The sequence below is a fragment of the Actinoplanes sp. TBRC 11911 genome (assembly GCF_012933445.1).
Classification (GTDB): domain Bacteria; phylum Actinomycetota; class Actinomycetes; order Mycobacteriales; family Micromonosporaceae; genus Actinoplanes.
In genome coordinates, this window is sequence record NZ_JABBNC010000040.1 from 42,074 (window position 1) to 68,820 (window position 26,747).

General features: G+C 68.2%; 25 protein-coding genes and 1 pseudogene. 17 read left to right on the forward strand and 9 right to left on the reverse strand.

Annotation, left to right across the window (positions count from 1 at the left end; genetic code table 11):
* Positions 1 to 14 precede the first annotated feature (14 nt).
* From HH310_RS36680 to HH310_RS36690, 3 genes are all read left to right on the forward strand, one after another.
* Positions 15 to 2,393 (forward strand): excinuclease ABC subunit UvrA, encoded by a 2,379-nt coding sequence (locus tag HH310_RS36680; RefSeq protein ID WP_169180337.1) that lies wholly within the window; start codon positions 15 to 17, stop codon positions 2,391 to 2,393.
* Positions 2,394 to 3,065: 672 nt separating this feature from the next.
* On the forward strand, positions 3,066 to 3,590 hold the full coding sequence (locus HH310_RS36685) for a SigE family RNA polymerase sigma factor (protein WP_169180338.1): 525 nt from the start codon (positions 3,066 to 3,068) through the stop codon (positions 3,588 to 3,590).
* Positions 3,587 to 4,216, forward strand: coding sequence for a hypothetical protein (locus tag HH310_RS36690; protein WP_169180339.1), 630 nt, complete (start codon positions 3,587 to 3,589; stop codon positions 4,214 to 4,216). Before HH310_RS36685 ends, HH310_RS36690 begins: the two co-directional genes overlap by 4 nt.
* A gap of 267 nt (positions 4,217 to 4,483) precedes the next feature.
* Here HH310_RS36690 and HH310_RS36695 read toward each other — a convergent pair whose 3' ends face one another.
* Positions 4,484 to 4,813, reverse strand: coding sequence for a beta/gamma crystallin domain-containing protein (locus tag HH310_RS36695; protein ID WP_169180340.1), 330 nt, complete (start codon positions 4,811 to 4,813; stop codon positions 4,484 to 4,486).
* A 507-nt stretch (positions 4,814 to 5,320) separates the two neighbouring features.
* Here HH310_RS36695 and HH310_RS36700 point away from each other — a divergent pair.
* The 6 genes from HH310_RS36700 to HH310_RS36725 all read left to right on the forward strand — a co-directional run bounded on the left by HH310_RS36700 (position 5,321) and on the right by HH310_RS36725 (position 10,936).
* Complete coding sequence (locus tag HH310_RS36700) at positions 5,321 to 6,226, forward strand: hypothetical protein (protein WP_169180341.1); 906 nt, start codon at positions 5,321 to 5,323, stop codon at positions 6,224 to 6,226.
* Positions 6,227 to 6,275: 49 nt separating this feature from the next.
* On the forward strand, positions 6,276 to 7,484 hold the full coding sequence (locus HH310_RS36705; protein ID WP_169180342.1) for a peptidoglycan-binding protein: 1,209 nt from the start codon (positions 6,276 to 6,278) through the stop codon (positions 7,482 to 7,484).
* A gap of 74 nt (positions 7,485 to 7,558) precedes the next feature.
* On the forward strand, positions 7,559 to 8,188 hold the full coding sequence (locus tag HH310_RS36710; protein WP_312034566.1) for an ABC transporter ATP-binding protein: 630 nt from the start codon (positions 7,559 to 7,561) through the stop codon (positions 8,186 to 8,188).
* A 107-nt stretch (positions 8,189 to 8,295) separates the two neighbouring features.
* Complete coding sequence (locus HH310_RS36715; RefSeq protein ID WP_169180344.1) at positions 8,296 to 9,456, forward strand: ABC transporter permease; 1,161 nt, start codon at positions 8,296 to 8,298, stop codon at positions 9,454 to 9,456.
* Between the two features lie 63 nt (positions 9,457 to 9,519).
* Positions 9,520 to 10,098, forward strand: a complete 579-nt coding sequence (locus HH310_RS36720) for an SAM-dependent methyltransferase (RefSeq protein WP_312034567.1) — start codon at positions 9,520 to 9,522, stop codon at positions 10,096 to 10,098.
* A 127-nt stretch (positions 10,099 to 10,225) separates the two neighbouring features.
* Positions 10,226 to 10,936, forward strand: coding sequence for a hypothetical protein (locus HH310_RS36725; protein WP_169180345.1), 711 nt, complete (start codon positions 10,226 to 10,228; stop codon positions 10,934 to 10,936).
* Between the two features lie 42 nt (positions 10,937 to 10,978).
* Here the strand turns inward: HH310_RS36725 and HH310_RS36730 are convergent, their stop codons facing one another.
* On the reverse strand, positions 10,979 to 11,467 hold the full coding sequence (locus tag HH310_RS36730) for a hypothetical protein (RefSeq protein ID WP_169180346.1): 489 nt from the start codon (positions 11,465 to 11,467) through the stop codon (positions 10,979 to 10,981).
* Between the two features lie 321 nt (positions 11,468 to 11,788).
* On the opposite strand from HH310_RS36730, the gene HH310_RS36735 reads away from it, so the two are divergent.
* From HH310_RS36735 to HH310_RS36745, 3 genes are read left to right on the forward strand one after another with little or no spacing between them, the layout of a single operon-like run.
* On the forward strand, positions 11,789 to 12,058 hold the full coding sequence (locus HH310_RS36735; protein ID WP_169180347.1) for a hypothetical protein: 270 nt from the start codon (positions 11,789 to 11,791) through the stop codon (positions 12,056 to 12,058).
* A complete protein-coding gene (locus tag HH310_RS36740) occupies positions 12,051 to 12,659 on the forward strand; it encodes a DUF6879 family protein (RefSeq protein WP_169180348.1) in 609 nt (202 codons plus the stop codon). The genes HH310_RS36735 and HH310_RS36740 overlap by 8 nt, the downstream gene beginning before the upstream one ends.
* A gap of 29 nt (positions 12,660 to 12,688) precedes the next feature.
* The gene (locus tag HH310_RS36745; protein ID WP_169180349.1) at positions 12,689 to 15,103 is read left to right on the forward strand and encodes a tetratricopeptide repeat protein; all 2,415 of its coding nucleotides are present in this window, start codon (positions 12,689 to 12,691) and stop codon (positions 15,101 to 15,103) included.
* Here HH310_RS36745 and HH310_RS36750 read toward each other — a convergent pair.
* The 5 genes and pseudogenes from HH310_RS36750 to HH310_RS44470 form a co-directional block, all read right to left on the reverse strand.
* Entirely contained in the window at positions 15,090 to 15,956 is an 867-nt protein-coding gene (locus HH310_RS36750; RefSeq protein WP_211193077.1) for a methionyl-tRNA formyltransferase, read from the reverse strand. The genes HH310_RS36745 and HH310_RS36750 overlap by 14 nt on opposite strands.
* A gap of 381 nt (positions 15,957 to 16,337) precedes the next feature.
* The gene (locus HH310_RS36755) at positions 16,338 to 17,609 is read right to left on the reverse strand and encodes an MFS transporter (protein WP_169180350.1); all 1,272 of its coding nucleotides are present in this window, start codon (positions 17,607 to 17,609) and stop codon (positions 16,338 to 16,340) included.
* Between the two features lie 2 nt (positions 17,610 to 17,611).
* The gene (locus tag HH310_RS36760; RefSeq protein WP_169180351.1) at positions 17,612 to 19,012 is read right to left on the reverse strand and encodes an NAD(P)-binding domain-containing protein; all 1,401 of its coding nucleotides are present in this window, start codon (positions 19,010 to 19,012) and stop codon (positions 17,612 to 17,614) included.
* A gap of 22 nt (positions 19,013 to 19,034) precedes the next feature.
* Positions 19,035 to 19,517, reverse strand: coding sequence for a GNAT family N-acetyltransferase (locus HH310_RS36765; protein WP_211193078.1), 483 nt, complete (start codon positions 19,515 to 19,517; stop codon positions 19,035 to 19,037).
* An 11-nt stretch (positions 19,518 to 19,528) separates the two neighbouring features.
* Positions 19,529 to 19,699, reverse strand: a pseudogene (locus tag HH310_RS44470) (transcriptional regulator); the annotation flags it as partial.
* Positions 19,700 to 19,731: 32 nt separating this feature from the next.
* Between HH310_RS44470 and HH310_RS36775 the strand changes: the two are divergent.
* From HH310_RS36775 to HH310_RS36785, 3 genes are all read left to right on the forward strand, one after another.
* Positions 19,732 to 20,097, forward strand: a complete 366-nt coding sequence (locus HH310_RS36775; RefSeq protein WP_169180353.1) for a metalloregulator ArsR/SmtB family transcription factor — start codon at positions 19,732 to 19,734, stop codon at positions 20,095 to 20,097.
* Positions 20,098 to 20,138: 41 nt separating this feature from the next.
* A complete protein-coding gene (locus HH310_RS36780; RefSeq protein ID WP_169180354.1) occupies positions 20,139 to 20,552 on the forward strand; it encodes an arsenate reductase ArsC in 414 nt (137 codons plus the stop codon).
* 226 nt (positions 20,553 to 20,778) lie between these two features.
* Positions 20,779 to 21,933: a hypothetical protein gene (locus HH310_RS36785; RefSeq protein WP_169180355.1), complete on the forward strand. Its 1,155-nt coding sequence runs from the start codon at positions 20,779 to 20,781 to the stop codon at positions 21,931 to 21,933.
* Here the strand turns inward: HH310_RS36785 and HH310_RS36790 are convergent.
* Both HH310_RS36790 and HH310_RS36795 read right to left on the reverse strand, forming a co-directional pair.
* Positions 21,884 to 23,398 carry a GMC family oxidoreductase gene (locus tag HH310_RS36790; RefSeq protein ID WP_169180356.1) on the reverse strand — a complete coding sequence of 505 codons (1,515 nt, stop codon included), beginning with the start codon at positions 23,396 to 23,398 and terminating at the stop codon, positions 21,884 to 21,886. The genes HH310_RS36785 and HH310_RS36790 overlap by 50 nt on opposite strands.
* Before the next feature lie 29 nt (positions 23,399 to 23,427).
* Positions 23,428 to 24,282 carry a helix-turn-helix domain-containing protein gene (locus tag HH310_RS36795; RefSeq protein WP_169180357.1) on the reverse strand — a complete coding sequence of 285 codons (855 nt, stop codon included), beginning with the start codon at positions 24,280 to 24,282 and terminating at the stop codon, positions 23,428 to 23,430.
* Between the two features lie 88 nt (positions 24,283 to 24,370).
* Here HH310_RS36795 and HH310_RS36800 point away from each other — a divergent pair, with 88 nt between their 5' ends.
* Positions 24,371 to 25,204 carry a helix-turn-helix transcriptional regulator gene (locus HH310_RS36800; protein ID WP_169180358.1) on the forward strand — a complete coding sequence of 278 codons (834 nt, stop codon included), beginning with the start codon at positions 24,371 to 24,373 and terminating at the stop codon, positions 25,202 to 25,204.
* 61 nt (positions 25,205 to 25,265) lie between these two features.
* The gene (locus HH310_RS36805; protein WP_169180359.1) at positions 25,266 to 26,708 is read left to right on the forward strand and encodes an MFS transporter; all 1,443 of its coding nucleotides are present in this window, start codon (positions 25,266 to 25,268) and stop codon (positions 26,706 to 26,708) included.
* Positions 26,709 to 26,747: the final 39 nt, after the last annotated feature.

The window sequence follows — 26,747 nt, forward strand, 5'->3', positions numbered from 1 at the left end:
GCGTAGGAGAGACGATGAGCGCGCCCACCAGGACGCGGACGACCGCGCCGCACCGAGCCGACAGCCACGACCTGATCCGGGTCCACGGCGCCCGCGAGAACAACCTCAAGGACGTCAGCATCGAGATCCCGAAGCGGCGCCTCACGGTGTTCACCGGCGTCTCCGGCTCGGGCAAGAGCTCGCTCGTGTTCGACACGATCGCCGCCGAGTCCCAGCGGCTGATCAACGAGACGTACAGCGCGTTCGTGCAGGGCTTCATGCCGAACCTGGGCCGGCCCGACGTCGACGTGCTGGACGGGCTCACCACCGCGATCATCGTCGACCAGCAGCGGATGGGTGCCGACCCGCGGTCCACGGTCGGCACCGCCACCGACGCCAACGCGATGCTGCGGATCCTGTTCAGCCGGCTCGGCAAACCGCACATCGGCTCGTCGCAGGCGTTCTCGTTCAACGTGGCGTCGATCTCCGGCGCCGGCGCGGTCACCATCGAAAAGGCCGGCCAGACGATGAAGGAGCGGCGCAGCTTCAGCATCACCGGCGGCATGTGCCCGCGCTGCGAGGGCCGCGGCTCGGTCACCGACTTCGACCTGTCCGCCCTGTACGACGACACGAAGTCGCTCAACGAGGGCGCGCTGACCATCCCCGGCTACAGCATGGACGGCTGGTACGGGCGGATCTTCCGGCAGGGCGGGTTCTTCGACCCGGACAAGCCGATCCGCAAGTACACCAAGAAGGAAATGAACGACCTGCTCTACAAGGAACCGACCAAGATCAAGGTCGAGGGGATCAACCTGACGTACCAGGGGCTGATCCCGCAGATCCAGAAGTCGATGCTGTCCAAGGACGTCGACGCGATGCAGCCGCACATCCGCGCGTTCGTGGAGCGGGTGGTCACCTTCACCGTGTGCCCCGAATGCGCCGGCACCCGGCTCAGCGAGGCGGCCCGATCCTCGAAGATCAACGGGATCAGCATCGCGGACGCCTGTGCCATGCAGATCAGCGACCTCGCCGACTGGGTGCGCGGCCTGCGCGACCGGTCGGTGGCGCCGCTGCTGGACTCGCTGCGGCACACCCTGGACTCGTTCGTCGAGATCGGCCTCGGCTACCTCAGCCTGGAACGGCCGGCCGGCACGCTCTCCGGCGGCGAGGCGCAGCGGACCAAGATGATCCGCCACCTCGGCTCGTCGCTCACCGACGTCACGTACGTGTTCGACGAACCCACCATCGGCCTGCACCCGCACGACATCCAGCGGATGAACGAGCTGCTGCTGCAACTGCGCGACAAAGGCAACACGGTGCTGGTGGTGGAGCACAAGCCCGAGATGATCGCGATCGCCGACCACGTGGTCGACCTGGGCCCCGGTGCCGGGACGGGCGGCGGCGAGGTGGTCTTCGAGGGCACACTGGCGGGCCTGCGCAAGAGCGGCACCCTCACCGGCCGGCATCTCGACGACAAGGCAAACCTCAAACCTTCCTCCCGTACGCCTGGAGGTGCGCTCGAAGTACGCGGCGCCGACACCCACAACTTGCGCAACGTCGACGTCGACATCCCGCTCGGCGTGCTGGTGGTCGTCACCGGGGTGGCCGGCTCGGGCAAGAGCTCGCTGATCCACGGCTCGGTGGTGGCCGGACACTCCGATGTGGTCGCGGTCGACCAGACCCCGATCCGCGGGTCCCGGCGAAGCAACCCGGCGACGTACACGGGAATGCTGGAACCGATCCGCAAAGCCTTCGCCAAGGCCAACGGGGTCAAGCCGGCGCTGTTCAGCGCCAACTCCGAGGGTGCCTGCCCGAACTGCAACGGCGCCGGTGTCATCTACACCGACCTGGCCATGATGGCCGGCGTCGCCACCACCTGCGAGCTGTGCGAGGGCAAACGGTTCGACGCGTCGGTGCTGGACTACCACTTCGAGGGCAAGGACATCAGCGAGGTGCTGGCCATGCCGGTGGCCGAGGCGGAAGAGTTCTTCCGCGGCCGCGTCCCGGCCGCGCACGCCATCCTCGACCGGCTCGCCGACGTCGGCCTCGGCTACCTGAGCCTCGGGCAGCCGCTGACCACCCTGTCCGGCGGCGAACGGCAGCGGCTCAAGATGGCCACCCACATGGGCGGCAAGGGCGGCGTGCTGGTGCTCGACGAGCCCACCACCGGCCTGCACCTGGCCGACGTGGAACAGCTCCTGGCATTGCTCGACCGGCTCGTCGACGCCGGGAAATCGGTCATCGTCATCGAGCACCACCAGGCGGTCATGGCACACGCCGACTGGATCATCGACCTCGGCCCGGGCGCCGGGCACGACGGCGGGCGCATCGTCTTCGAGGGCACCCCGAGCGAACTGGTAGCCACGCGCAAGACCCTGACCGGCGAACACCTGGCGGCGTACGTGGGGAATTGATGGTTGGGGCATGCCACTAGTGGTCGCCGGCCGCTACCACTCGATCCCGCTGCGCGGGCGGGGCGGCACGGGCGTGGTGTTCCCAGGACCGATCCGGTCATCCAACGCATGGATCCGCCGCCGAAGAGCTCTCGCATCCTGGAGTGGCAGCACGCGCAACACGCGCTCCAAGACTTCGCGGTCGGCCCGTGGATCCGGGCAACAGCCCGCATGTCCGTAGAAGAGCTTGTCCGCACGCTCATCGTCCGAAGCACGAGCGAACGCCTGCCAGGCCTTCAATGCTGCGGCCACAGCCCCGGGACCAAAATCAGTCCGCTCCAGCCACGCAATACGGCCGAGTCCTCTTGCGGACACACCATCGACAAGGGCGATTCGCGCACCAGGTTCCCGCCGCCGAGGCAGGTTGGCGCGGACGTGCCCTGGAGACCTACGCCCCATGGCTCCCGAAAGTGATCGTCATGCCGCCGATTGTTCCATGCGGCTCGACCCGCAGCCATCCCCTGCGAGCGGTTGGCTGTGGCTCGTCGAGTTGCTGCGGGCTGTGAGGATCCGGCGGAGGAGTCGTCGCGGGTACCTCCACTTCGGAAAGCTCTGCAGTGAAATTGGCCGGCGCGAAATGCAACCCCGGAGGCCCGCCAATCGTCAGGGGCGTGTGAGAGCGAAGGAGGGCCCGTGAAGCGAGAGCGTGACGAGCAGTTCCACAGCTTCGTGCTCGGCCACCGCGCCGGGCTGGTGCGGACGGCGACGCTGCTGACTGCGGGTGACGGACACCTGGCCGAGGATCTGGTCCAGTCCACCCTGACGAAGCTGTACGTCGCCTGGCCGGCGTTCCGGCGGGCCGACAATCCGGAGGGTTACCTGCGCCGGACGCTGGTGAACGCGCTGACCGACGAACGTCGTCGGTGGTGGCGTCGCCACGAGCGTCCAGTGGCCGTGCTTCCGGATCGGCCCGGGTTTGTGCCGGACACCGACCCGGAGGACGACACCGATGGGATCCGGGCGGCGCTGCGTGAGCTGCCGCCGAAGATGCGCGCCACGTTGGTGTTCCGCTACTTCTACGACCTGAACGTCGCCGACACCGCCGACGCCCTCGGGTGCTCCGAGGGCACGGTGAAGAGTCAAACGGCCCGGGCGCTGGAGCGGCTCCGGGCCGTGCTGGCCGAGACCCGCATTCCCCTGACAGGAGTCATCCGATGATGGATCTGCACGAGCGTCTGTCCCGCATCGCCGGCGCGGCCGGCGATACCTCGGCCGAGCAGGCGGACGCGGACGTGAAGCGCGGCCGCCGCGCGTTGCGCCACCGCCGTGCCGCCCGCGGAGCTGGTGCGTCGGTCTTCGTCGCGGCCGCTCTGGTGGCCGCGGTCACCTACGGCACCTCGACGTTGTCTCAGCCGGCGTCGACGCCCACCATCGCGTCCGCACACCTGGTTGCCTACCAGGGCGAACAGCCGAAGGGCTTCACGATCGACAAGGTACCGGCGAGCTGGGTGGTGCAGGGCGTCGACGCGGGCGTACTGACGATCGCCCCGGTCGACGCCGCGGACAAGAACCCGAACGTCTTCCTCGGCAAGATCGCCATCATGCTGCAGTCGGTGGACGACCACTCCACACCGACCGGCAAGGCGCTCACTGTGGCCAGCAAGCCGGGCGTCATCAGCGAGGCCGAGGGCACCGGCTACGGCAAGAACCTGTGGGTGAAGCAGCCAAACGGGATCTGGATGCAGGTCCAGGTCTGGGATGCCCGCGGCTGGACCGAGGCCGATCTGGTCGAGTTCGCCGGCGGCATCCACGTGCTGAAGGATGCCGTTCAGGGCCGCGGCTGACCTGGGGTCGCCCTGCGGTTCGCTGTCCTCATGTCTGCCCGCCTGCACGTGGCCGAGCGGGATCCGGGGTAGTGGCCGGCTGCGCGAGATGACTTGTGCTGTGGTCGAGGGTGGAGCCAAGCCGGACCAACCCTCGTCGATACGAACGCCACCCGGCCAGTCGCCGGGTGGCGTTACGACCGTTCCAGGTCGGCTACGTCGCCCACGTGGACCGGCGTTCGCTCGCGACCAGTTCCACGCGGGTCGCCTCGGTATCTCGACAGTGTGTCAGAGGATCTGGAATCGCGTGATCCGTACGCGGGGACTGATACTGTCGCAGGTGCCGTAGTAGGTGTACTGGTCCGGATAGCCGGTAACCGCCCAGACGGTGTTGTTGTAGCCGCCACAGACCTGCCAGACGTTGTAGATCAGCACGGCCATCGAACCGGCATTTGCGAAGCAAAGAACGCCCTCGTTTTTCACCTGGGCGTAGTCGGCACGCGGGCAGCCGCTGGTAACTCGGTTGATTGCCTGAGCACCGGTCGACGGCAGCGCACTGAAAATCAATCCAGTCGCAGCCAGGCCGATGGCGGCCCGCTTGAGCATTCTGCGCAGCATGAAAGAACCCTCCAACCAGAGTAATGAATACACGGTCGGGGAAGACCGCACGCCCAGTCGGCGGACCCCGTCCACAAAGGACGCTATTACGTATATCGATGTCTGCGTGTCCTAGGCGGAGCCGTCGGCGTGCGTGCGGTCCGCTGCATTGCGTAGCGATGATACTCGATGTCTGCGTCGCCGGGCGCCGGTCGCGCCGCGGACGGGGTGGCGTTCGATCCGCGCGAGAATTCCCAGCATGTGCCGGGTGTGGCCGGGCGGCCCGTCCCGTTTCGGCCGCGACCGTCGGAGCCGAACCAGTGTCCGCACCGGGGTGGCAGGCTATCGATGGGCTCGGATGCGCTGTAGCGTCTCCGGTGCCGGAGGGGCGCGCCCGCTGCGGGGTAGCCCACTCGTCGCGGTCTCTGTTAGCGTGTCCCCGTCCGAGGCTGATCGATCGGTTCCCGCATTTCTTGTCCGGCCATGTGGATTCAGCGCCGATATTGCGACGAAGGCGATAGGTAAAGGGTGAGAGATCATCTCGCACGCATTGTTCACGGCGGAGCAATGAGCACTCTGCTGGCATTGTCGATGTTGCTCGCCGCGTGTCAGGATCAGGGTGCGTCGGCTTCGTCCGCCGCCGAGACACCCGCAGTTCCGGCGGCGGTGCCGGTCGACCCGCCGGTCTCCGGCTACGCGGCTTCGCTCAAGGCGCCGTTAGCGGCCTATGATCTCTCGTCGAAACAGGCGGCGTCATTGTGGACGGCCATGCGGCTGCTGCGGATTTCGTGCATGCAGAAAAAGGGATACACAGAATACGTCGGGCAAGACATGGAACCGGTGGACGAAGCCGAGGCAAGCTCCAACGACGCTTTCAAGCAGCCGGCCGGTCCGTGGGGATATCTGGGTGCGGAGACCGCCGCCCAGCGAGGATTCCTGAACAGCGTGATCGACAACAAGAAGCTGACCAAGGTGGACCTCCCGGAGACCACGTTGACGGCCTCGCGAGCCTGCTACGACGACGCGTCTGCGAAGCTCACGCGTCCGACAGCCGGAGCGGACCTGGTCCGGCAACTGACTCAGGCCGCGTCGATAAACACCGAACGCGACAGCAGAGTCGTGGCGGCGCGCGAGACCTGGCGTGGCTGCATGGCGAAGGAGGGTTTTCAGACGGCACACCCGCAGGAACTCGTCGAGAAGCAATGGCGAGCGAGGCCGGATGATCCACCGGCCGGGGACGAGATCCAGGCCGCTCGAACAGACGAGAAGTGCACCAGGTCGTCGGGGCTGGCTCGCATCTATTTCCCGGTCGAATGGGCCTACCAGCGGGCGCTGATCGACCAGAATCTGCAGGTGCTCACCGAGTACCAGAAGCAAGTCCAGGCCAGGCTGGCGGAAGCCGCCCGGATCGCGGCGACCGGCGCTTCGTCGTAGCGGCATGGTGAGCGTCAACAGTGCTTCGCGGGCCCGCACGGCGATCATCGTGATCGTCGTCTCCGCTCTTGTCTCGACCGGCGGGGTTTTCGCGACACGGTTCGTGCGCTCCCCGGCACAACTCGCGGCGGACACCGCGGAACCGGCGCCCGCACAGCTGACAGCGCCCGTGGAGAGCCGTCGTCTGGCCGTCACGGAGGTCGTACGCGGCAAGGTCTATCCAGGGGTCGAATATCGGATCACCCCGGCGGCATCCTCGCCCAGGATCACGGGTCTCTATGTCTCGGCCATGGGCGTCGCGCCCGGCGACAGGATCAAGGACGGCGCATTCGTGGCGGCGGTGTCGGGACGGCCCATCTTCGTCCTGCGCGGCCCGGTCCCCGCCTACCGTAACCTCACGGTCGGTGACAGCGGCGACGACGTGCGCCAACTCCAGCAAGCGATGGCGGAACTGGGCTACCGGAGGGGTTCCGACAAGCGAGGCGCCTTCGGTCTAGGGACGGCGAAGGCAGTCGCATCGTTTTACCGCGATCGCGGATACGAGCCGATGACGACCACCGCATCGCCGGCGCCCACCGGCAACGCGGCGGCGAATGGCGCCGCGGGCGGGTCGCAGCAAGTGCAAGTACCCAGCGGCGAGCTTGTCTTCCTACCCGCGCTTCCGGCGACCGTTATCGATGTGACAGGCGCGGTGGGCCGATCGGTGAGCGGGCCGTTGATCAAGCTCAGCACCGGGACGATGGTGGCCACCGGCCAGCTTTCCCCGGACAAGAGAGACCTGGTTCGTAAGAAGATGGCAGCTCGGATCACCGACGACAGGTCCGGCACCACCATCACCGGCACGGTCACCTCGATCGGTGCTCCCACCAGCGAACCCTTGGGCAGCACCGTGGTCTCCATCGGCGGCGCCGAACCCGGCGCGGCTGATCAGGGCGCCGAGCCGAGCCCGGACGGCGGCGCGACCCCGTATGTGCCGGTGACCGTGGAATCGAGCAAGCCGATTCCGCCGAGCATGATCGGTGCCGACGTGCGTATAGCTATCGACACACAAGTGTCGGCCAGCAAGGCGACCGTCGTGCCGATCTCGGCGGTGACGACGTCGGCAGACGGCACCACCCAGGTGACGATCGTAGGCGCCGCGGGAAAAACGACCCCGGTGACGGTGACGACCGGGCTTTCCGCTGAGGGCATGGTGGAGATACAGGTGCTGGCGGGTGACCTGAATCCGGGTGACCGCGTGCTGGTCGGACACCAGTGACGGCATACGAGGTCCGGCGGGAGCCTGTTCTGCGGCTCATCGGACTAGGTCGCCACTTCCCCGGGCCGCCGCCCGTGCAAGCGTTGTATCCCAGTGACCTGGCCGTCTTCGCCGGTGAGTATCTCGCGGTAACCGGTCCATCGGGTTCCGGAAAATCGACGCTCTTGCACATCCTCGGCTTGCTGGACCGCCCGACCTCGGGCCAGTACCTCCTCGACGGCGACGACACCGCACGGCTGCCGGAACGCGATCGCTCGTCGCTGCGCGCCAATCGGATCGGCTTCGTCTTCCAGTCGTTCCACCTGTTGCCGCACCGGAGCGTCGTGGAGAACGTCGCCCTCGCGATGCTCTACAACCGCAGTCGCCGGTCGTCGCGGCGGCCTGCCGCCGAGGCCGCACTCCGTCAAGTCGGTCTCGACCACCGCCTTGATGCCCGGCCCACCACACTGTCCGGTGGCGAGCGACAGCGCGTGGCGATCGCACGTGCTCTGGTGAATAGTCCAAGTCTCCTGCTGTGCGACGAACCCACCGGCAATCTGGACAGCACCAATTCGCGGAGCGTGCTGGACCACCTCGGGGAACTGAGCGCGAATGGATACACCATCATCGTGATCACACATGATCCGTCCGTAGCGGCCCGAGCCGAGCGCGTCGTGGAGATCAGGGACGGCCGCCTGGTCGAGACCGGTGCGGCAATCCGGTGACCTCGCGGGAGCCCGCCCGATTCCCGGCCACCCGGCTCGGTGTCCGCGACGCTGTCATCGAGGCCCTGGCAGGTAGTCTGCAGCGGCCCGGACGCGCGATCCTTACCATGCTGGGCACCATCCTGGGCGTCGGCGCCTTTGTCGCGGTGCTGGGCCTTACCTCCACCGCCACCGGGCAAATCTCCACCCAGTTCACCGTCCTGCAGGCCACCACCGTCAACGTTGTCGACCGAGCGTCGGCCGACGGGGCAAACCGGCCGGAGAATGCCGGTGACCCCAGCGCGGCGCGGCCACCGATCAGCTTTCCCAGCGATGCCGGCGAGCGGATCGAACGGCTCAACGGCGTCCAAGCCGCCGGCCTGTGGTGGATCGCTCCGTTGGGCAGAACCGGCATCAGCTCGAACCCCAACGGTGCCGGTGACGGCGAAGGCCTCAAGGTTTACGCCGCCGCCCCCGGGGCGATCGCCGCTATGGAAGTGACACTGGTTACCGGCGCCACATTGGATCCCTTCGTGGAACAGCACCACGAGCGGGCGATCATGCTGAGCGCCGCGGCCGCGGCCCGGCTCGGTGTCCGCGATCTGACGGCGCGACCGGCGGTCTTCCTGGGGGATCTCGCCTACACCGTCGTCGGAATCTATTCGGACAGCCGGCGAAATCCCGAGGTTTCGCTCGGAGCGCTGATTCCGGCGAGTACCGCGCTCCGGGACTTCGGGAATCCCGACCCCGGCGAGATGCCGGCGACATTGGTGATCGCTACCCGGGTCGGCGCGGCGCAACTGGTCGCCCGGCAGGCGCCCTTGGCGCTGCGACCGGATGAGCCAGACAGTCTGGTGGCCATCGCCCCACCGGACCCGCATACGCTTCGGGACAAGGTGTCGGGCGATCTTACCGGACTGTTTCTGGCACTCGCCGGCGTTTCGCTGACCATCGGAACCGTCGGAATCGCCAACACGACCCTGGTGTCCGTGCTGGAGCGGGTGGGCGAGATCGGTCTGCGCCGATCGTTGGGGGCACGGCCTCGGCACATCGCCGCCCAGTTCCTCATCGAGTCATTGCTGACGGGCACGATCGGTGGCCTCGTCGGCACGAGTTTGGGCGTCGTCGCGGTGATCATGGTTGCTGCCGCCCGCCACTGGACAGCGGTCATCGATCCGGCAGTGACGTTGCCCGCGCCTGTCCTGGGCAGCGTCGTCGGGCTTCTCGCGGGACTTTATCCGGCGTTGCGAGCCGCGAACATCGACCCGATCACCGCGCTGCGGTCATGACCGAGCCGCACCGGCGCCTGGACATGGGGTGAAGAAGCCCTTTGGCGTAGTCACCGGCTGCACGTGTATGTCGACAACGACCCTCTCGTCCTGACGGATGCCCGTGCCCTGCTGGCCAGCAGTCCCCAGGGTGCCACCGCGTATATCGACGTCGACCTGTACGACCCGGCGCGCATCCTGGGCGAGGCGGCGCAGACCCTCGACTTCGGCAAGCCGGTGGCGTTGATGCTGATGGGCATTCTGGGCCACGTCGAGTCGGACGACGAGGCCAGGTCGATCATCGAGCGGTTGATGTCGGTCTTCCCGGCGGGCAGCTACGTGGCGATGTACGACGGCGGCGACACGGATCCGGACGTCGTCGAGGCGACGCGCATCTGGAACGTGTCCGCCAACCCGAAATATCACCTGCGCAGCCCCGTACGCCTCGCCGCGCTGCTGAGCGGTCTGGAAATGGTCGATCCTGGTGTGGCATCGGTGACTCGGTGGAAGCCGGACGCCGAGGCGCCCGCGCAGCCCGAGATCGCTCAGTTCGCCGCCGTGGCCCTTAGGCGTAGCGTGCGGATGTGCGATGGTGATGACGATATTGTGGAGTTCGCCGACGGCGTCCACGTACAGCCGGGAGGGGTCCGGGGCCGCGGCTGAGCCCCCAGCCGGCGAGGTGCCGAGGAACCGCACCTCGCGTCCTCCCGGCGAGTGAAAGCTCGCAACGAAACGGCTGACGGCTCAACACCGACGCGTTCGCGCGGCCGTCCTGCGCCATGATGAGCCGGTGACCGACGACGTCCTGAGTCAGATTCTCTCGTTGCGGGAACGTGGTAGCACGCCCAAGCAGATCGCCAAGGCACTCGGGCTGCGGCCCGCGGTCGTCGCCCCGCTCATCCGCCAAGCTGCCGAGGCCCATCAGGGCGGCGTCGACCCGGCCGAGCGGTCGCTGATGGGTTGCTGGATCAGCCCCGGCTGGAGCGCCGGCCTGGGACTCGACGACGTACCGCAATGGGCTGCCGCCGATCCGATTGGTGCCGCCGATCCCGACGCGGGTGGCCTCGCGAAGATTCTCATCGTCCGTCGAGAGCGCGCCAGCCGCGTCACAGTCTGCGGCTACCTAGTTGATGTGTACTGCTTGGGCGTCAAAGACAGCATCGGCCCGCAACTCATCGGCTCTGGCTCCGTCGACGCGTACCGCCATAATTTTTTCGAGGCATTCAATACTCCTGCTCTTCCCGCTCCTGTGGAGCTCGCCCAGGATCTAATCCACGGTGCCGTCGCCTACGCCCGCGGCCTTGGCTTCGAGCCGGCGGCCAATTTCGCCTTGACCGCCCCGTACCTCGGTACGTCGACCGGACCCACGGCGATCCGCTTCGGCCGCGAGGGCAAGCCGTTCTACATCTCCGGCCCGTACGACAACCCCCGCGCTGTTATCGCAACCCTCGAGACCACCGCAGGGCCCGGCAACTACCACTACCTCACGCACCTGCGGTAACCAAGGATCCCCGGGATCCGTTACTGGTGATCACCACAATCACTACCGGCGAGGGTTAATCGCGGCGGGGTCGCCGAACGAGATGCCGCCCTGGACATCCCGGGCCTGCACCACATTTCCCTCGACCGAGCCGGAGACGTTGTTGATGACGCCGCCGGTTCCCGCCGTCAGCGCGGGCGCCAGGTCTCGCCAAAGGCGCCGGAGTTCCTGATCAAACCTTGGGTCCTCGGCCGCAGCCCGTGCGAGTTCCTCGCGAAGCGACTCAATTCGGGTGTCGTCCGCAGGATCAGCCTCGGCCTCGACGAGTGCCGCCTGCGCCGAGCCACGTCCCCGGAACCGCCGTTTGATCAGCCCAGCGAGCGCGGCGAACGCAGCCTTCCCGCCCTCGGTCAGCGCTTCGGCCGCATTCGTCGCCAACGTAAGCGCGACCGCGGCAAAGATATCCTCGCCCGCCATCGTCACTCCCAGTTCCTCAGGTCGGACCGGCATGCCGACCGAGTCGACGTGCCCGATGCACGGAACCACAGACATGCGTGAGCATAGATGCACATCTACCGCCGCGGATGGTCCGGTCAACATCCCGACGCCGCGCCGCCGGCTTCGGTTCTTGCCTCCGGATCTTGGTGGGGTGATCGTCTGACATTACACAGCGAGTAGCGATTGAGATTGGAGAGTCCGCGCCATCCTCGCTGCCCCGCGCGCGGTCGATCAACCACTGAAACGCTGGATCACCTTGATTGGACAGTGAAAGTCCATTCACATGAGCGCGTCGCTGTCGGCGCGTTTGACCCCCAACATGGGTCATGATATCGTCACGCAGAGTTACATTGCCTCTCGGGTAGTGAGGAAAGTATGACTCGACAGTGGAAAGCTGACTCATCGGCGTCATTCTTTCGGCGGTTGGGGAAGTCCTCTCACGAGCTTGCGCAAACCTCTGGTGACGGCAGTTGCCCGGATGTCTGGGAACTCGACAACGGCGACGTGGTGGTAATCGGGACGGATCTGACCGCGTCGTACGAGTCCAGGCTCCCTGACGGTGTCACCATCGACCCTGGCGAGCGCCTCGTCGTGATACCACGTGCAACGATCCTGGCGGCCAAGGCGGATATTCCCGATGCGTGATCTTCTTGATGGCGCGGTGGGCGAGCTTATGGAGCTTGACGCCTATCGCGCGGACTTTGAAGAGAACTTCTGGACGACGACCGCGCCAGGATTCTGGAAACTCGAACGCCAGCAATTCTTCCAAGAGCCCGGAAACAAGAGCTGGGAAGCCTTCGCGCAAGGTGACTGGCAGGAGTCGCTACGCATTATCGACGCCGACCGGCCCGAGATGATCGAATATTATCGGAAGGTCGAGGCGCGTGGGTTCGTCACTCGACGTGTCCGCGTCGTCGAGCAACCCATCATTCCCTACCTTCAGTGGGAACTGCGGGTCCTGCGGATGCGGGATCAGTACGGCGGGAGTGTACGGATCGTCACCGGCGAGCAGGTCGCGGAGTTTGAGCGCGAAGGCCCGCTGCCGGAGATCTACACCCACGGGACTACCGTGATGTATCAGGCCGTCTATGGCGACGACGGGGTCCTGGAGTCCGCGCGCCGGTTCATTGACCGTGACCTTGTCGTGCGCTGCCAGCGCGTCATTCAGGACCTTTACGCGATCGGACAGCCGTTGGGGCCGTTCTTCGCCGAGCACGTCGCGGCCCTAACGCCGCCCCTGCCGTAACCGCCGACGCGTGTGATCGGATCGCTACGATGCCTACCGACGAGCCCGCCGACGATGCGCTGTGGCATGGCAATCGCCTCGGAGCGTCCGGGCCCACGGGCGACGTCGTTCAAGCCCGCGACGTGCAGGGCGGCGTGCACTTCCATCACTCGGAGCCCAGGAACGACGCCACATTCGCGGTTACGCCGTCGCAGCTTCCTGGTGATGTTCGCGGGTTCGTCAATCGGCACAGCGAGTTGGCAGACCTCTCCGGCGCACTGACCGGTGAGCCCGACGAGCCCCTGGCCGCGGCGGTCTCGGTGATCACTGGCACGGCCGGGGTTGGCAAGACCTCCTTGGCGCTGCACTGGGCACACCGCGTCCGCCACCAGTTCCCGGACGGCCAGTTATATGTGAACCTGCGCGGCTACGATCCTGGCACGCCCGCCGCACCCGAGCAGGTGCTTGACCGGTTCCTGCGCGACCTCGGCGTCCCGGTCACGGCTATCCCGGTCCACTTGGAGGACCGGGCGTCGCTGTATCGGTCGTTGCTGGCCGATCGCCGAGTGATGGTGGTCCTCGACAACGCCGCGACCGTCGGCCAGGTGCGGCCGCTGCTCCCTGGGACATCCAGTGCTCTGGCCCTGGTGACCAGCCGCAACCGGCTCTCGGGTCTGATCGCCCGGCACGGGGCCCTGCGGGTCGGTGTGGACATTCTGCGGGAGGACGACGCCGTTGATTTGCTGGGAACTGTGACCGCGCGGTACCGAGTCGACGATCAACGCCACGAACTGGTGGAGTTGGCCCGGCTTTGCGCCAGGCTGCCATTGGCGCTGCGCATCGCTGCCGAACGCGCTGCCAGCCGTCCCATGATGCGACTTGACGAACTCATCGCCGACCTGCGCGACGAGTCGGGGCTCTGGGACGCGCTCAGCGCCGACGGTGACGATGACACGGATGCCGTACGTACGGTGTTCGCATGGTCGTACCGAGCTCTGCCCGAACCTGCCGCGCGCCTGTTCCACCTGCTCGGCTTGCACCCTGGCAACGATTTCAGCCTGCCGGCAACGGCTGCCCTCGCAGGATCTGACACCAAACGGGTGCGACAGCAACTGGACGTGCTGGTTGGCGCACACCTGCTCGAACAACCGGTGCCTGGCCGATATCAGTTCCACGATCTGCTGCGTGCGTACGCGCTCGATCAGGTCCGGCTCCATGAGACTCCTGATACCCAGCGTGCCGTGCTGCGTCGAGTCCTCGGCTGGTACCTGCACACCGCGGACGGCGCTCAGACGCGTATCGCTCCCTTCGACAGGTATCACCTGACCGAACCCATCGCCGCTGACGTGCATCCACTCGCCTTCGACAGCTACGAGGCCGCGCTGCGTTGGTACCAGGTGGAGGCGACGAACCTCGTCGGTGCGACCCGGGCCGCTGCCGAAGCACAGCTGCATACGCTGGCCTGGCAACTCGCCGCTGTGCTGCGAGCCATCTACCTTCACCAGAACGCCTTCGACGACTGGCTGATCACCGGCCGCATCGGTGTCGACTCCGCGGCCCACGCCGGCGACCGAGCCGGGCAGGCCGAAGCGTCTGAAAGCCTCGGGAAGGCATACTTCCAGTCCCGCCGGCTCGATGAAGCCGAGAGCAGTCATCGCTCCGCCTTGGCCATCCGCCAGGATATCGGCGACCAGTTCGGGGTCGCCAAATCAACCAATGCACTGGGATTGATTGCTCTGCGCCACCGTCGGCTTACCGACGCCCGGTCATTCTTCGACCAAAGCCGTATGATCTTCCACGATCTTGGCGAACGCCGTTGGGAAGCGCTCATGCGCAGCAACCTCGCTGAGACGCTGTGCGAACTACAGCATGCGCAGGCCGCCGCTGTGATCCTTGATGAGGCGCTGGCAGTGTTCCGGGAGCTCGGTGACCGTTTCGGCGTGGGTAACGCGTTGTTCCTGCTCAGCTGGGCGCGGCGAGAGCTCGGTGATGTCGTCGGCGCACGTGCCGCCATCGATGATGCCCTCGCGATTGCCGAGGAAGACGAGAACCCGGTGTGGCAGGCGCATTGGCTCGTCGAACTGGGCAAAGTCCAGCGCACCGCGGCGCAACCCGCCGACGCGTTGACCTCCTATCAGCATGCCGCCTCTATCCAGCGCCGACTTGGCGACCGCAGCCGTGAAGCCTTCGCGATCGAGGGCGCCGGTCAGGCGTACGAGCAGATGGGTCGCGTTGACGAGGCGGTCGACTTCTATCGGGTCGCCGCCGAGACATACCGCGACCTCGACGACCAGTGGAGCCTAGCCCAATGCCTGCAACACCTGGCCGGCGCCATTGACCAGCAGGGCTCGCCGGAGCAGGCCAGATCCTGCCGGGAACAGGCGCTTACCGTGCTCGCCGAGTTCGACGACCCCGAGGCAACAGCGTTGCATCAGCGCGTCGTCCAGGCGCTCAGCGATGGATAGCGGGCCGTTGTGCCGGTGCCGACTCGACAATCCAGATCGGGCCGTCAGCGCACTCCACACGAATCCCGTCCGCAGGCTCCAGCCGCGTTCGTAACACCTTCAGCCATCGGCCACCGACCTCAGCGACCGGAGCGTGATCCGGTCCCATGAACCGGAACATGCGCACCTGGTTGTGCACCTGTGCCGCGGTCCGCGACCAGTCCACGGCGGAGAACTCGGGCTCGACGAAGCCCGCATAGGACGCGTCGGCATCATCTTGCGGCACTCCGGGAAAGCCTTTCGTCACCTGGTCCAGCGCGATGGTAAGAACCTCGTCGAGAATGGGACGAAGCCGCTGCCACAACCGTGGTGGCGTGACGTCGTCATCCAGCGGGATACCACCGCGTTGAGCAAGGATGGGACCGGTGTCGAACTGTTCATCCATGCGGTGAACCGTCAACCCGATCTCCGCGTCACCGTTCCGGATCGCCCACAACACCGGCGCCGGACCCCGATACTTCGGCAACAGCGACGAATGCACGTTGATCACACCATAGCCAGGGGTGCGCAGCACGGATGCCGGCAGCTTCCAGTTGAAGCCATAGACCACCAGCAGATCGAGCCGGTATCCGCCCAATGTGTCGGCCAGCCCTTCGGCAGTACCGGGCAGCAGCAGGTCCATGCCCGGCGGCAACACCTCAAGCAGCCGACCGGCGACGGTAACCGCATGAGCGTCCGTCCAACTCTTCGGCTTCATCGAGCGGCAATACACGTATGCCACGGGTTCGTGGCCTGCCGCGACACACGTCGCGTGTAAGGCAGCGAACTCATCGATGCCGAAGGTCGCGAGAGCAACACGCATCGGGCCTGCCACGTCCGAGACGCTACCGGAGTCCCAGACAGTCGGACGGCTTTGGCGCTCCGCAGGCCCGGAGGCGGCACCGATGCCGCTCCAACCGGATGTGAGGGATCCCTGTATGGGGTCATGGGTGCGGCTCACGTGAACCCCGATGCACTTAGTCTCGTGCGCATGGAATTCGAGTGGTTGTCCGCTCACTTTCTCCGCCGAGTTCGGCGAGTCGGGCTAGGGCCTTCGCGCGGCAGTGTGGTGGCCATGACGCAACAGCCGGGAGTGCGATAGCCGGTCGACGCGGCCGGCGAGGTCCACGTAGGCCGCCTCGAACGCCTCGTCGGTGTCGGCGCACGGGATCAGGCACCGACCAGTGCAGCCGGGGCCGGGCCTCGCCGGTCAGGTCTACGTGATCTCGCGCCGGTCCGACGGCCGTCTGATGGCCGGCGGCGGGCTGGTGGCCCGGACGAGGATGCCGGTGGTGGCGAGCGTGAGCAGAGCGCCGATGGTGGCCAGAACGGGCAGGTAGTTGTTCGTGCTCGTGTAGAGGGCGGCAGCTGCCAGGGGTGCGGTGGCTCTGGCGACTGTGACCGGGGTGGCGAGGGTGCCGGCGATGCTGGCGTACGCGGCGGTGCCGTATCGATCAGTGAGCAACGCGGGGCTGGCGAGGCTGGCCACGCCGAACCCGAGTCCGAAGGCGGTGACCGCGACGATCGCACCGGCCTTGGTGCCGGCGACCAGCGGCAGGCTGACTGCTGCGGCGGCTTGCAGGACGAAGATGCCGGCGACCATGGTGGACAGCCGGACTCGGCGGCTCGCGCCGGTGAGCACCAGCCGCCCGGTAACGGAGAGAACGCCGAGTAGTCCGGCCACGCTCGCGGCGAACGTGGCGGTGTGGCCCCGGCTCATCAGGTATCCGACCAGGTGCACGGTCATCGTGCTCATCGCGGCCGCGTGTGCGACGAATGCCAGGGCCAGCCACCAGAACCGGCCGTCGCGGACCGCGGCACGCAGCAGACTCCGCCGCTGCTCGCGACCCGCTCGATGGTGCCGAGCCGGATCGGAGGGTGGACGGCGAACGACGACGAGGTGCAACGGAACCGCGATCGTGCCGTAGACGCCGGCGAGGACCAACAGGGTGCTTCGCCACCCGAACCGCTGTTCGAGCCAGCCCGTGAGCGGCATGAAGATGGTGCTGGCGAACCCGGCGGCAACGATCATGGTGAGGATTGCCCGGGGCCGCTGGTCGGGGCCGAACCAGGACACGGTCACCGCGGTGGCCGCGTCGTACAACGCCATGGCCATGGCGGCGCCCAGGCCGGCGAAAACGAGGTAAAGCTGCCACACCGTCTGCACCTGCGACCAGGCGGCCAACAGCACAGCGCCGGCGAGCGACCCGGTGGTCATGAGGGCCCGGCCACCATGACGGTCGAGCCATCGCCCGATGGGGATGGCCAAGCCGGCCCAGGTCAGAACGGCGATGGTGAGCGCCGCGGTCACCGCGGCGGCGGACGCGTGCAGATCTTGGGCGATGGGATGGAGCAGGACCGCGAAGGAGTAGTAGAGGCAGCCGTAGCCGATGGTCTGGGTGATCGCGAAGACGGTCACGATCCGCCAGCCGTCGGACATGTACCGGTGGCCACCCGGACGGGCGGCCACCACGTTTCCCACGGGCATCGTCAGTTGCAGCAGCCGCCCGACTGCGCGGAGACGTCAATGACGGTCAGCGGTGCGCGCAGCAGGCCGCCTTCGATACCGGTCGCGAGGCCGCGAGCAGCGGGCACGGCAACCACAGGCCCGCAGCAGCCCGCGGCGCCGCTGTCGATGCGATCGGCATCCAGGGGCACGTTGCTGCTGCACACCCCCGTCTCCGGTAGGTCCAGCTGAACATCGCGAGCGGCCTGCCAGTCCCCGGCGAGCGCGGCGACCACCGATCGGGCCTGCTCGTACCCGGTGGCCATCAGGAACGTCGGCGCCCGCCCGTAGGACTTCGCGCCGATGGCGTAGTAGCCGGGTTCGGGCTGGGTGAGCTCGTCGACGCCGTGCGGTGGCACGGTGCCGCAGGAGTGCTGGTTCGGGTCGATCAGTGGGGCCAGGGCGCGGGTGGCGCCGAGGATCGGGTCGAGGTCGAGGCGCAGTTCGGAGACGATGCCGTGGTCGGGGCGGTAGCCGGTGGCCGACACGATCCGGTCGGCGACGACGCTGCGGGTGCCGTCGGAGACCACCACACCGTCTGGGCCGTTCGTCAACTGCCGAACGCTGAAGCCGGTGAGCAGGGCGATTGTGCCGGACTCGACGTGTCCGCGCAGCCGGCTGCCCAGTGCCCCTCGGGCGGGTAGTGCGTCGGCGCTTTCCCCGCCGTACGTGCGCGCCGGGGACGTGGCCCGGATTGCCCATGTCACGGTTGTGCCCTTTTCTTGGCCGGCGAGTTCGGCGAGGGCGAGCAGGGTGGTGGCGGCCGAGTGGCCGGCGCCGACGACCAGGGTGTGACGGCCGGCGAACCGGTCACGGTCGCGTCCCAAGACGTCCGGGAGAGAGCTTTCCACGTACGCCTTGACGGCCGCCTCGCCGTGTGCCGGGATCCCGGAAGCGCCGAGCACGTTCGGGGTTTGCCAGGTGCCGGAGGCGTCGATCACCGCGCGGGCAAGGACGTCCTCGCCGCTGTGCAGCCGGATTAGGAACGGGGCGTTCGCGCGCCCGGCGGTGCGGAGCCGGTCCATGCCGAGCCGGGTCACGGCGTTCACGCGTACGGCGTACCGGATGTGGGGTTTGAGGGTTGGCAGGTCGGCGAGAGGCTGCAGGTAGTCCTCGGCGAGCCGGCGGCCGGTGGGCAGGATGTCGTCGTCCGGGCGGATCCAGCCGGCGTCGGCGAGCAGTTTGGCCGCGGCGCTGTCGATGTCGTACCGCCAGGGGGAGAAGAGCCGGACGTGTCCCCATTCGCGGATGGCCGCGGCCGGCGACGCTCCGGACTCGAGAACGGTGAACGAGATCCGGCGATCGGCGAGATGGGCGGCCGCGGCGAGGCCGACCGGCCCGGCACCGATGACGACAACAGGCAACTGGTCGATATGGGCGGTCATACAGGAGCTCCTGTCTGGGAGTTCAGGTGACGTGAGGGCTGCGGCGTTCGATGAAGACGACGTCACGCCATCGATTGCCCTGGCTGGCGTGGCGGCCGACGCGTTCGCGGATGCCGACGGTGCGGAACCCGGTGGCGTGGTGCAGGGCGAGGCTGGCGGTGTTCTCCGGGAAGATCCCGGATTGGATGGTCCAGATCCCGGCCGCCTCGGTCGAGGCGATCAGCGTGTCGAGCAGCGCCCGGCCCACGCCGAGGCGTCGCGCGGCCGGGTCGACGTAGACGGAGTGCTCGACCACGCCGGCGTAGACCGCGCGGCCGGAGACGGCGGAGATCGCGACCCAGCCGAGCACGTGGTCCTGCTCGTCGGTGGCGACGAATCGGTGCGCGGGGAGCTTGCCTGTGTCGAAGGCGGTCCAGGTGGGGGCGGTGTGTTCGAAGCTGGCGTTCCCGCCGTCCATGCCGGCTTGGTAGATCGCCAGCACCTGGTCCGCGTCGGCGGTGATCATCGGCCGGATCGTCATGCGCAGCCGCCGGGAGCGGTGGGCGCCGGGCGGCCCATGACGACGTCGGCGGCCGAGGGGAAGCAGTCGATGCAGGTGGTGTTGATGCGGTAATGGCGGGCGTTGCCGACGGCCTCCACCAGCACGATCCCCTCTGTGGTTTCGATGACTCTCGAAACCGTACTTTGCTCGCGGTTTCGATATGTGTCAAGCTCGACGCATGTCGAAACCGGCTTCGCTGACGTTGCTTGACCTCGCGGATGAGACGCCGTGCTGCCCGCCGATGGCGCAGCAGTCGGTCGACGCGGCCACCGCCGGCGTGCTCGCTCCCGCCTTCAAGGCCCTCGGTGACCCGGTCCGGTTGCAGCTCATGTCGATGATCGCGGCGGCGCCCGGCGGGGAGATCTGCGTGTGCGACCTCACCCCGGCCTTCGACGTGACCGGCTCGACGATCTCGCATCACCTCAAGACGCTGCGCGAGGCCGGACTGGTCGACGCGGAACGTCGCGCCAGCTGGGTGTATTACCGCGCCCGCCCGGGGTTGATGGGGCAACTCGCGGCTCTGCTCACCCCGAACGCGGCTTGACTCCGGGGTAACAACCAACAATCTGTTTCTGAGGAGATCTCGTGAGTGATAAGCCCAGCGTCCTATTCGTCTGCGTGCACAACGCCGGCCGCTCTCAGATGGCCGCAGGCTGGCTGCGCCACCTCGCCGGTGACAGCGTCGAGGTCCGTTCCGCGGGCTCGGCCCCGGCCGAGACGATCAACCCCGCCGCCGTCGAGGCGATGAGCGAGGTCGGTATCGACATCACCGACCAGACCCCCAAGCTGCTGGCGTACGAGACGGCGCAGGACTCCGACGTCATCATCACGATGGGGTGCGGCGACGCCTGCCCTGTCTTCCCCGGCAAGCGCTACGAGGACTGGGAACTCGCCGACCCGGCGGGCAAGGGAGTCGACGCCGTCCGCCCGATCCGCGACGAGATCAAAACCCGCATCGAGGCGCTGCTGGCCGACCTGATCCCGGCGGGCAAGCCGTGAATCCCGTACGCGATCTGATCATTATCGGTTCCGGACCGTCCGGGCAAACCTCTACCCGCTTGTGATGCCGTAACCAGCAGATCATCGTGGTCGGCGGCGGTGACTCCGCGATGGAGGAGGCCACCTTCCGCACCCGCTTCGCCGAGCCCGTGAACCCCGAGCGCCGTCATCCATCCGAGTGATGGGATCCGATGCTGTCGATAGGGTGGCGCGGTCCGATCGGGTCGTGAAACGGGAGCAGTCGATGGTGGGTGCCGCGTTCCTGCAGCGTGCCGGGGATCTCAAGGGCGAGCTCGTGGAGTTCTCCCAGCAGCCACGTTACGAGCGCGCCGCGTCCGCGTTTCTGGAGGCGTGCGGCCATCAGCTGGAGGAGCTCGGCGAGCACGAGCTCATCCTGCTGTGGGACTGCTTCGTCCTGGAGCACACGCTGGCCAACGGCCGCACGGTGGTGGAACAGTTCGTCGCCGCGAACCCGCAGCTGACCGAGCCGGAACGGGAGATGGTGCTCGGCTGGCGGGACGTGGTGCAGGGCCCGTTCCAGGTGCTCCGGCGCGACGGGCCGGCGCTGCTGGTGCGGAGTCTGGTGGACGAGCTGACCTATCGGGTGCGCTCCAACATGGGGCCGGGCATCTTCCGGCGTACGCCGCGCGGGTGGTTCATCATCGCCCGGCTCGTCGCGGTCGGTGATGAGTGGATGCTGTCCGGGCCGCTCAGCGTTCTTCCGGCCGCCGAGCGGGACTTCGCGTACGAGCTGGCGATGGACCTGGCCGTGCGGATGCCGGAGGCGGCATTCCGGAATCCGGCGAAGCTCGCCCTCGCGTGGGAGCAGCAGCGCACCGAACGCGACCGGTTCATCCGCTTCTTCGGCGACGATGTGGTGGTCATCGCGGGCGAGAACGTCCAGGACAGAATGGACGACTTCGTCGCGTTCTGCCGGGCGGAGATTCTCGGCCGGCCGGAGCCCGACGGTCCGGGCGCCCCGGCGATCCCGCTGGACATCCTGGAGTCCGAGACGGTGGGTTTGATCTACGACGAGACCGACGGGCTCGGTTTTTATGCCGAGTTCGGTCTCGTCGAGCAGGCGTTCACGGACCCCGGTCTGCTGCGCCGGCGACGGTGGCGCGAGCAGACGCGCGTCTACCTGCACGACGACACCGTCGAGCCGATGGTGCTGCGCCGCCTGGCCGAACGGGACCCGCAGAAGGCGAGCGTCGTGTTCCGGCGGTTGCTGAAGTGGCCCCGGTTCGAGTGGAGCCGTGACGGGGTCGAGATGCTGCGCGAGCTCAAGCAGGACTATTACGCCCAGCCGCCGTGGCCGCGGGTGAGCCTGGTCAGCGACCAACTGACGGCCCGCCGACGACCTCCTTCCGGGAACCGGTGATCAGGTCGGCGGCGCGTTCGGCGATGCCCACCACCGGGGCATTCGTATTGCCCGACACGATCGCCGGCAGGACCGAGGCGTCGATGACCCGCAACGCGTCGACGCCCCGCACGCGCAACTCGAGGTCGAGCACGTCGCCGATGCGGCAGGTGCCCGCGTAGTGGTGGTAGCTGCGGATGTTGCGCAACGCCGACGCCCGCAGGTCCCCGTCCGGGCCGGGCAGGACCTCCCGGCCCCGCCACGGTCGTAGTGCCGCCGACTCACCGATGTCGCGAGCGATCTCCAAGCCCGCCACCAGCGCCGCCACGTCGCGCCCGTCGGTGTTGTAGCGCGGGTCGATGACCGGCCGGGTCAGCGGGTCCGCCGAGACGGTGCGCACGGTGCCGCGGCTGTGCGGCGCCATCAGCGCGACCTGCAACGCGTAGCCCTCTCCCGCGTCGGGGCCGGGCAGGCCGGCACCGCGCAGCGGCAGGTCGACGAACAGCAGCTGCAGGTCGGGCCGGGTCGCCGCCGGGCTTTGCACCAGTCCGGTGATTTCGGCGTGGTTGCCGTCGCCCGGCGGCACGCTCCGGGCGGCCCGGTAGAGGACGCCGCTCACCGGGTGGTCCTGCAGATTCTGGCCCACCCCGGGGGCGTCCACCAGCGGGGTGATTCCGGCTTGTTCGAGCTCGGCAGCCGGGCCGATGCCGGACAGGTGCAGCAGATGCGGCGTCCCGATCGCACCGGCGGCGAGGATCACCTCGGTCCCGGCGGTGACGGTGTGCGGCCGGCCGTCGCGGACGAAGGCCACCCCGGTGCACCGCCCATTGTCGATGGTCAGGGCGTACACCGTGGCGTTGGTTTCGACGGTGAGGTTGGGCCGGCCCAGCACCGGCCGCAGGTAGGCGTCCGCGACGGTCTGCCGGTGTCCCAGCGCGACAGTCAGGTCCGTCCAGCCGAACCCCTCCCGCACCCCGCTGGACGGGTCGTCGGCGAACGGGTGGCCGGCCTCCAGCGCCGCCGTGAGGCCGTCCGCGAACAGCGGATGCGGCCGTGCCGCCGGTCCCACCGTCAACGGGCCGTCGGTGCCCCGCAGGCGCGGGTCGCGGCCGGCGGTGGTCTCGCTGCGCCGGAAATAGGGGAGCATGTCGGCGAACGTCCACCCGGGCAGCTGCCACGCGTCGTAGCTGGTGCGGTGCCCCCGGGTGAAGACCATCGCGTTGATCGCGCTGGAGCCGCCCAGGCCCCGGCCGTGCGGCATGGGCTCGGACACGCCGCTCGTCACCTGCGTCGTCGTCACGTCGGCCCAGTCCGCCGCGCTGCCGGACAGCGTCGGCCACGCGGCGGGCACCGCCACCGCCGGCGGCAGATCACGTCCGCCCGCCTCGATCAGCAGAACGCTGACGTCGGAGTGCTCGGTCAGCCGGGCGGCGAGCACCGAGCCCGCCGACCCGGCACCGACAATGATGTAGTCCCACTCGTGCATGGCCTGGAAGCTAATCGGCGCGGGACGGGTCAGCCTGGTGCCGCCGGCACCACCCTCGTCAGCGACCGCAGGGCCCGCTGCGAGGCCGGGTCGGGGGCCGCCGTGTATGTCCGCAGCGACAGCTCCGGCCGACCGAGCACGGCGAACGGCTGCACATCCATGGCGATCGACCCGGCCGCCGGGTGGTGGAAGACTTTCCGGCGCGGCTTGGCGGCGCTCACCGTCTGCTCCCGCCACCACGCCGAGAAATCCTCGCTGCGGTCGTGCATCTCGCGGATCAGAGCGTCCAGGGCGCAGTCGTCGGGATGGTGTGCCGCCTCCCACCGGATCGTGGACACCGCCTCGCGCGCCCACGTCTCCCAGTTCGTGCCGAACAGTTGCCGGTATTCGCGGCTCAGAAACACCATCCGGACGAGATTGCGATGGCCGGCCGGAATGGCGTCGAAGTCGGCGAGAAGTGCCGCCGCGCAGCCGTTCCACGACATCACATCCCACCGATGGTTGAGGACCACCGCGGGCACACTGCTGAGCCCGTTGAGGAGCGCTCCCACGTGTGCCGGAACATCGGCCGGCGACTCGGCGGTGCCGGTCGGCGCCGACTCGGGGTGAGCGATCGCGAAAAGGTATTCTCGCTGGTCACCGGAGAGGCGAAGCGCCTGCGCGAGAGCCGCGAGAACCGGGCGCGACACGTGCCGCCGCCGGCCCTGCTCGATCTCGGTGAGGTAGTCGATGCTGACGTTCGCGGCAGCGGCCAGTTCCTCGCGGCGCAAACCGGGCACCCGGCGCCGCCGGCCGTCATCGAACAGGGCCAGGTCGCTCGGGCGCACCGCGGCACGGCACGCGCGCAGGTAACTCCCCAGGCTCAGGTAGATGGGCAACGCCATTCCGCAAGAATGGTCGGCCCATCCCGGCAACAGCCAGAAATGTTTCGCGGCTCACGGCGCGCGAGAGGCCCGAGCTAGCTTTGCCGGAATGACTGATGCTGTCCGCCCGAACGCGGCGCTCGGTGACTTCCTGCGATCGCGGCGAGCCCTGCTGGACCCCGCGGTCGCCGGCGTCGTCAGCGCCCGCCGCCGCCAGGTCCGTGGCCTGCGCCGCGAGGAGCTCGCCGAGCTGGCCGGCATGAGCGTCGACTACTACACCCGCCTGGAACAGGGCCGGCACACCACCGCGTCACCCAGCGTGCTCGACGCGATCGCCCGCGCGCTGCGCCTGCCCGCCGCGGACCACGCATACCTGCGCCGCCTCGCCGAGCCCGCCTCGTCACCACCGCCAACCCCTTCCCCCGTACGCCCGGAGACCCGTCACCTGATGGCGGCGCTGGACCCGGCGCCGGCCGTTCTGCTGAACCGTGGCCTGGACGTGCTCGGCACAAATCGGGCTTTCCGGTTGCTCTACGCCGATTTCGGGGAGATGCCCGCGTCCGAGCGGAACCTGATCCGCTGGATGCTGACCGAGCCCGCCGCGCGCCGGCTGCACGGCGACGACTGGTCCGTCATCACCGCCGACATGATCGGCATCCTGCGGTTGAACGCCGGCCGCACCGGACCGGTCGGCACCATCCGGCGCCTGGTCGACGACATGTCGGCGACCAGCGACCTGTTCCGCCGCGTCTGGGACGACCAGCGGGTGTCGCTGGGCGACCGCCGGCGCAAACGGCTGCGGCATCCGCAGGCCGGAACCGTTGAGTTCGGGGTGGCGACGCTGCTCGTGCGCGACGCGAACCAGGTGCTGATGGTGCTCACCCCGGACCCGGGATCCGACCACGAACACGCGTGGCGCGCGGCGATGGCCCACCCGATGTGACAGCGGCCCTAGCCATCGCTTGGCCAGGTGGCCGCCGTGCGCCGCGCCTAGCGTCGGCCGGGTGACCAGTGATCAGACGTATCCGCGCCGATGGGCGATGCTGCCCGCGGTACTGGCCGGCTTGTTCATGACCCGGTTCGACTTCAACGTCGTGAACGTTGCCGCACCATCGTTGCAGCGCGACCTGCACAGCGGGCAGGCCGCCCTGGAGATGGTCGTCGGGGGGTACGCGTTCACGTACGCGGCCGGCATGATCATCGGCGGGCGTCTCGGCGACCAGATCGGCTACCGGCGGATGTTTCTGCTGGGCATCACCACGTTCGGTGCCACCTCGCTGCTGTGCGGCGTCGCGCAGACCTCGGGGCAACTGGTCGCCGCGCGCCTGCTCCAGGGCCTGGCCGGGGCGATCCTGGTGCCGCAGATCCTCGCCCTGATCACCGCGATGTTCCCGGCTCACGAACGGCCGAAGGCGATGTCCTGGTTCGGCGTGACGCTGGCTATCGGGGCGATCGCCGGGCAGGCGCTCGGCGGCGTGCTCATCCAGGCGGGCGTGTTCGGGCTCGACTGGCGGGTGATCTTCCTGATCAACGTGCCGGTCACCATCATCACGATCCTTGCCTCCGTACGCCTCCTCCCGCACCACCTGCGCACCGGCCGCCACCACAGGTTCGACGTGCTCGGCTCGCTCGGGATCACCGGTTCGCTCGGGCTCGTCCTGGTTCCGCTGATCCTCGGCCGGGAACAGCACTGGGCACTGTGGATCTTCATCACGATGGCACTGGCGGTACCGGTGTTCGCGGCCACGATGTGGTGGGAACGCCGTTCCGCCGAGCCGGTGCTCGACCTGCGATTGTTCCGCAGCCGCGCGTTCGCGTACGGGCTGCCGGCCAACGCCACTTTCATGGTGTTCTTCGGCGGCTTCTCGCTGGTCATGACGCTGCTGCTGCAGGGCGGGCTGGGCCTGTCCGCGCAGGCGGCGGGCCTGGCGTTCCTGCCGCTGGCGGTGGTGTTCGCGGCCACCTCGATGCTCGGGCGCCGGCTGGTGACCCGGCTGGGTGGCCGGGCCGTCACCCTGGGCAGCCTGGTGATCGCGGCCGGCCTGCTCGTGATGATCGTCGAGCTGCACGTCGAGGGTGGCCACATCACGGTGGCCCTGTTGCTGCCGATCAACGCGATTCTCGGCCTGGGGGAGGGGCTGGCCGTGCTCGCGTTGATCGGCTCAATACTGTCCAATGTGGCGCCCGCCGAGGCCGGCTCGGCTGCCGGGGTGCTGACCACGGCACAGAACTTCGCCAGCGCCGCCGGCGTCGCGATCCTCGGGTCGGTCTTCTTCGCCTTCCTCGGGTCCGGGACGGGGCTCGAGGCGTACACGGGAAGCAGTGAAAAAGTCGCCGCCATCGCGCTTGTCTTCGTGCTGGGCACCGCCGGGCTGGCCGCCCTGATCGGCCGCCCCGAGCCGGCCACGCGGATCAGCCAGGCGCCGGCCGCCACCGGACGCGGGTGACGACCGTGTACACCGGCCCGGCCGGCGCTCGACGTTCGG

Excerpts from the sequence above, each read along its gene's own strand:
- HH310_RS36735 (WP_169180347.1), top strand. The coding sequence starts at position 11,789 with ATGACTCGACAGTGGAAAGCTGACTCATCGGCGTCATTCTTTCGGCGG.
- HH310_RS36760 (WP_169180351.1), bottom strand. The coding sequence starts at position 19,012 with ATGACCGCCCATATCGACCAGTTGCCTGTTGTCGTCATCGGTGCCGGG.
- HH310_RS36765 (WP_211193078.1), bottom strand. The coding sequence starts at position 19,517 with ATGATCACCGCCGACGCGGACCAGGTGCTGGCGATCTACCAAGCCGGC.
- HH310_RS36775 (WP_169180353.1), top strand. The coding sequence starts at position 19,732 with ATGTCGAAACCGGCTTCGCTGACGTTGCTTGACCTCGCGGATGAGACG.
- HH310_RS36730 (WP_169180346.1), bottom strand. The coding sequence starts at position 11,467 with ATGTCTGTGGTTCCGTGCATCGGGCACGTCGACTCGGTCGGCATGCCG.
- HH310_RS36745 (WP_169180349.1), top strand. The coding sequence starts at position 12,689 with ATGCCTACCGACGAGCCCGCCGACGATGCGCTGTGGCATGGCAATCGC.
- HH310_RS36740 (WP_169180348.1), top strand. The coding sequence starts at position 12,051 with ATGCGTGATCTTCTTGATGGCGCGGTGGGCGAGCTTATGGAGCTTGAC.
- HH310_RS36795 (WP_169180357.1), bottom strand. The coding sequence starts at position 24,282 with ATGGCGTTGCCCATCTACCTGAGCCTGGGGAGTTACCTGCGCGCGTGC.
- HH310_RS36695 (WP_169180340.1), bottom strand. The coding sequence starts at position 4,813 with ATGCTGCGCAGAATGCTCAAGCGGGCCGCCATCGGCCTGGCTGCGACT.
- HH310_RS36800 (WP_169180358.1), top strand. The coding sequence starts at position 24,371 with ATGACTGATGCTGTCCGCCCGAACGCGGCGCTCGGTGACTTCCTGCGA.
- HH310_RS36690 (WP_169180339.1), top strand. The coding sequence starts at position 3,587 with ATGATGGATCTGCACGAGCGTCTGTCCCGCATCGCCGGCGCGGCCGGC.
- HH310_RS36790 (WP_169180356.1), bottom strand. The coding sequence starts at position 23,398 with ATGCACGAGTGGGACTACATCATTGTCGGTGCCGGGTCGGCGGGCTCG.
- HH310_RS36715 (WP_169180344.1), top strand. The coding sequence starts at position 8,296 with ATGCTGGGCACCATCCTGGGCGTCGGCGCCTTTGTCGCGGTGCTGGGC.
- HH310_RS36755 (WP_169180350.1), bottom strand. The coding sequence starts at position 17,609 with ATGCCCGTGGGAAACGTGGTGGCCGCCCGTCCGGGTGGCCACCGGTAC.
- HH310_RS36680 (WP_169180337.1), top strand. The coding sequence starts at position 15 with ATGAGCGCGCCCACCAGGACGCGGACGACCGCGCCGCACCGAGCCGAC.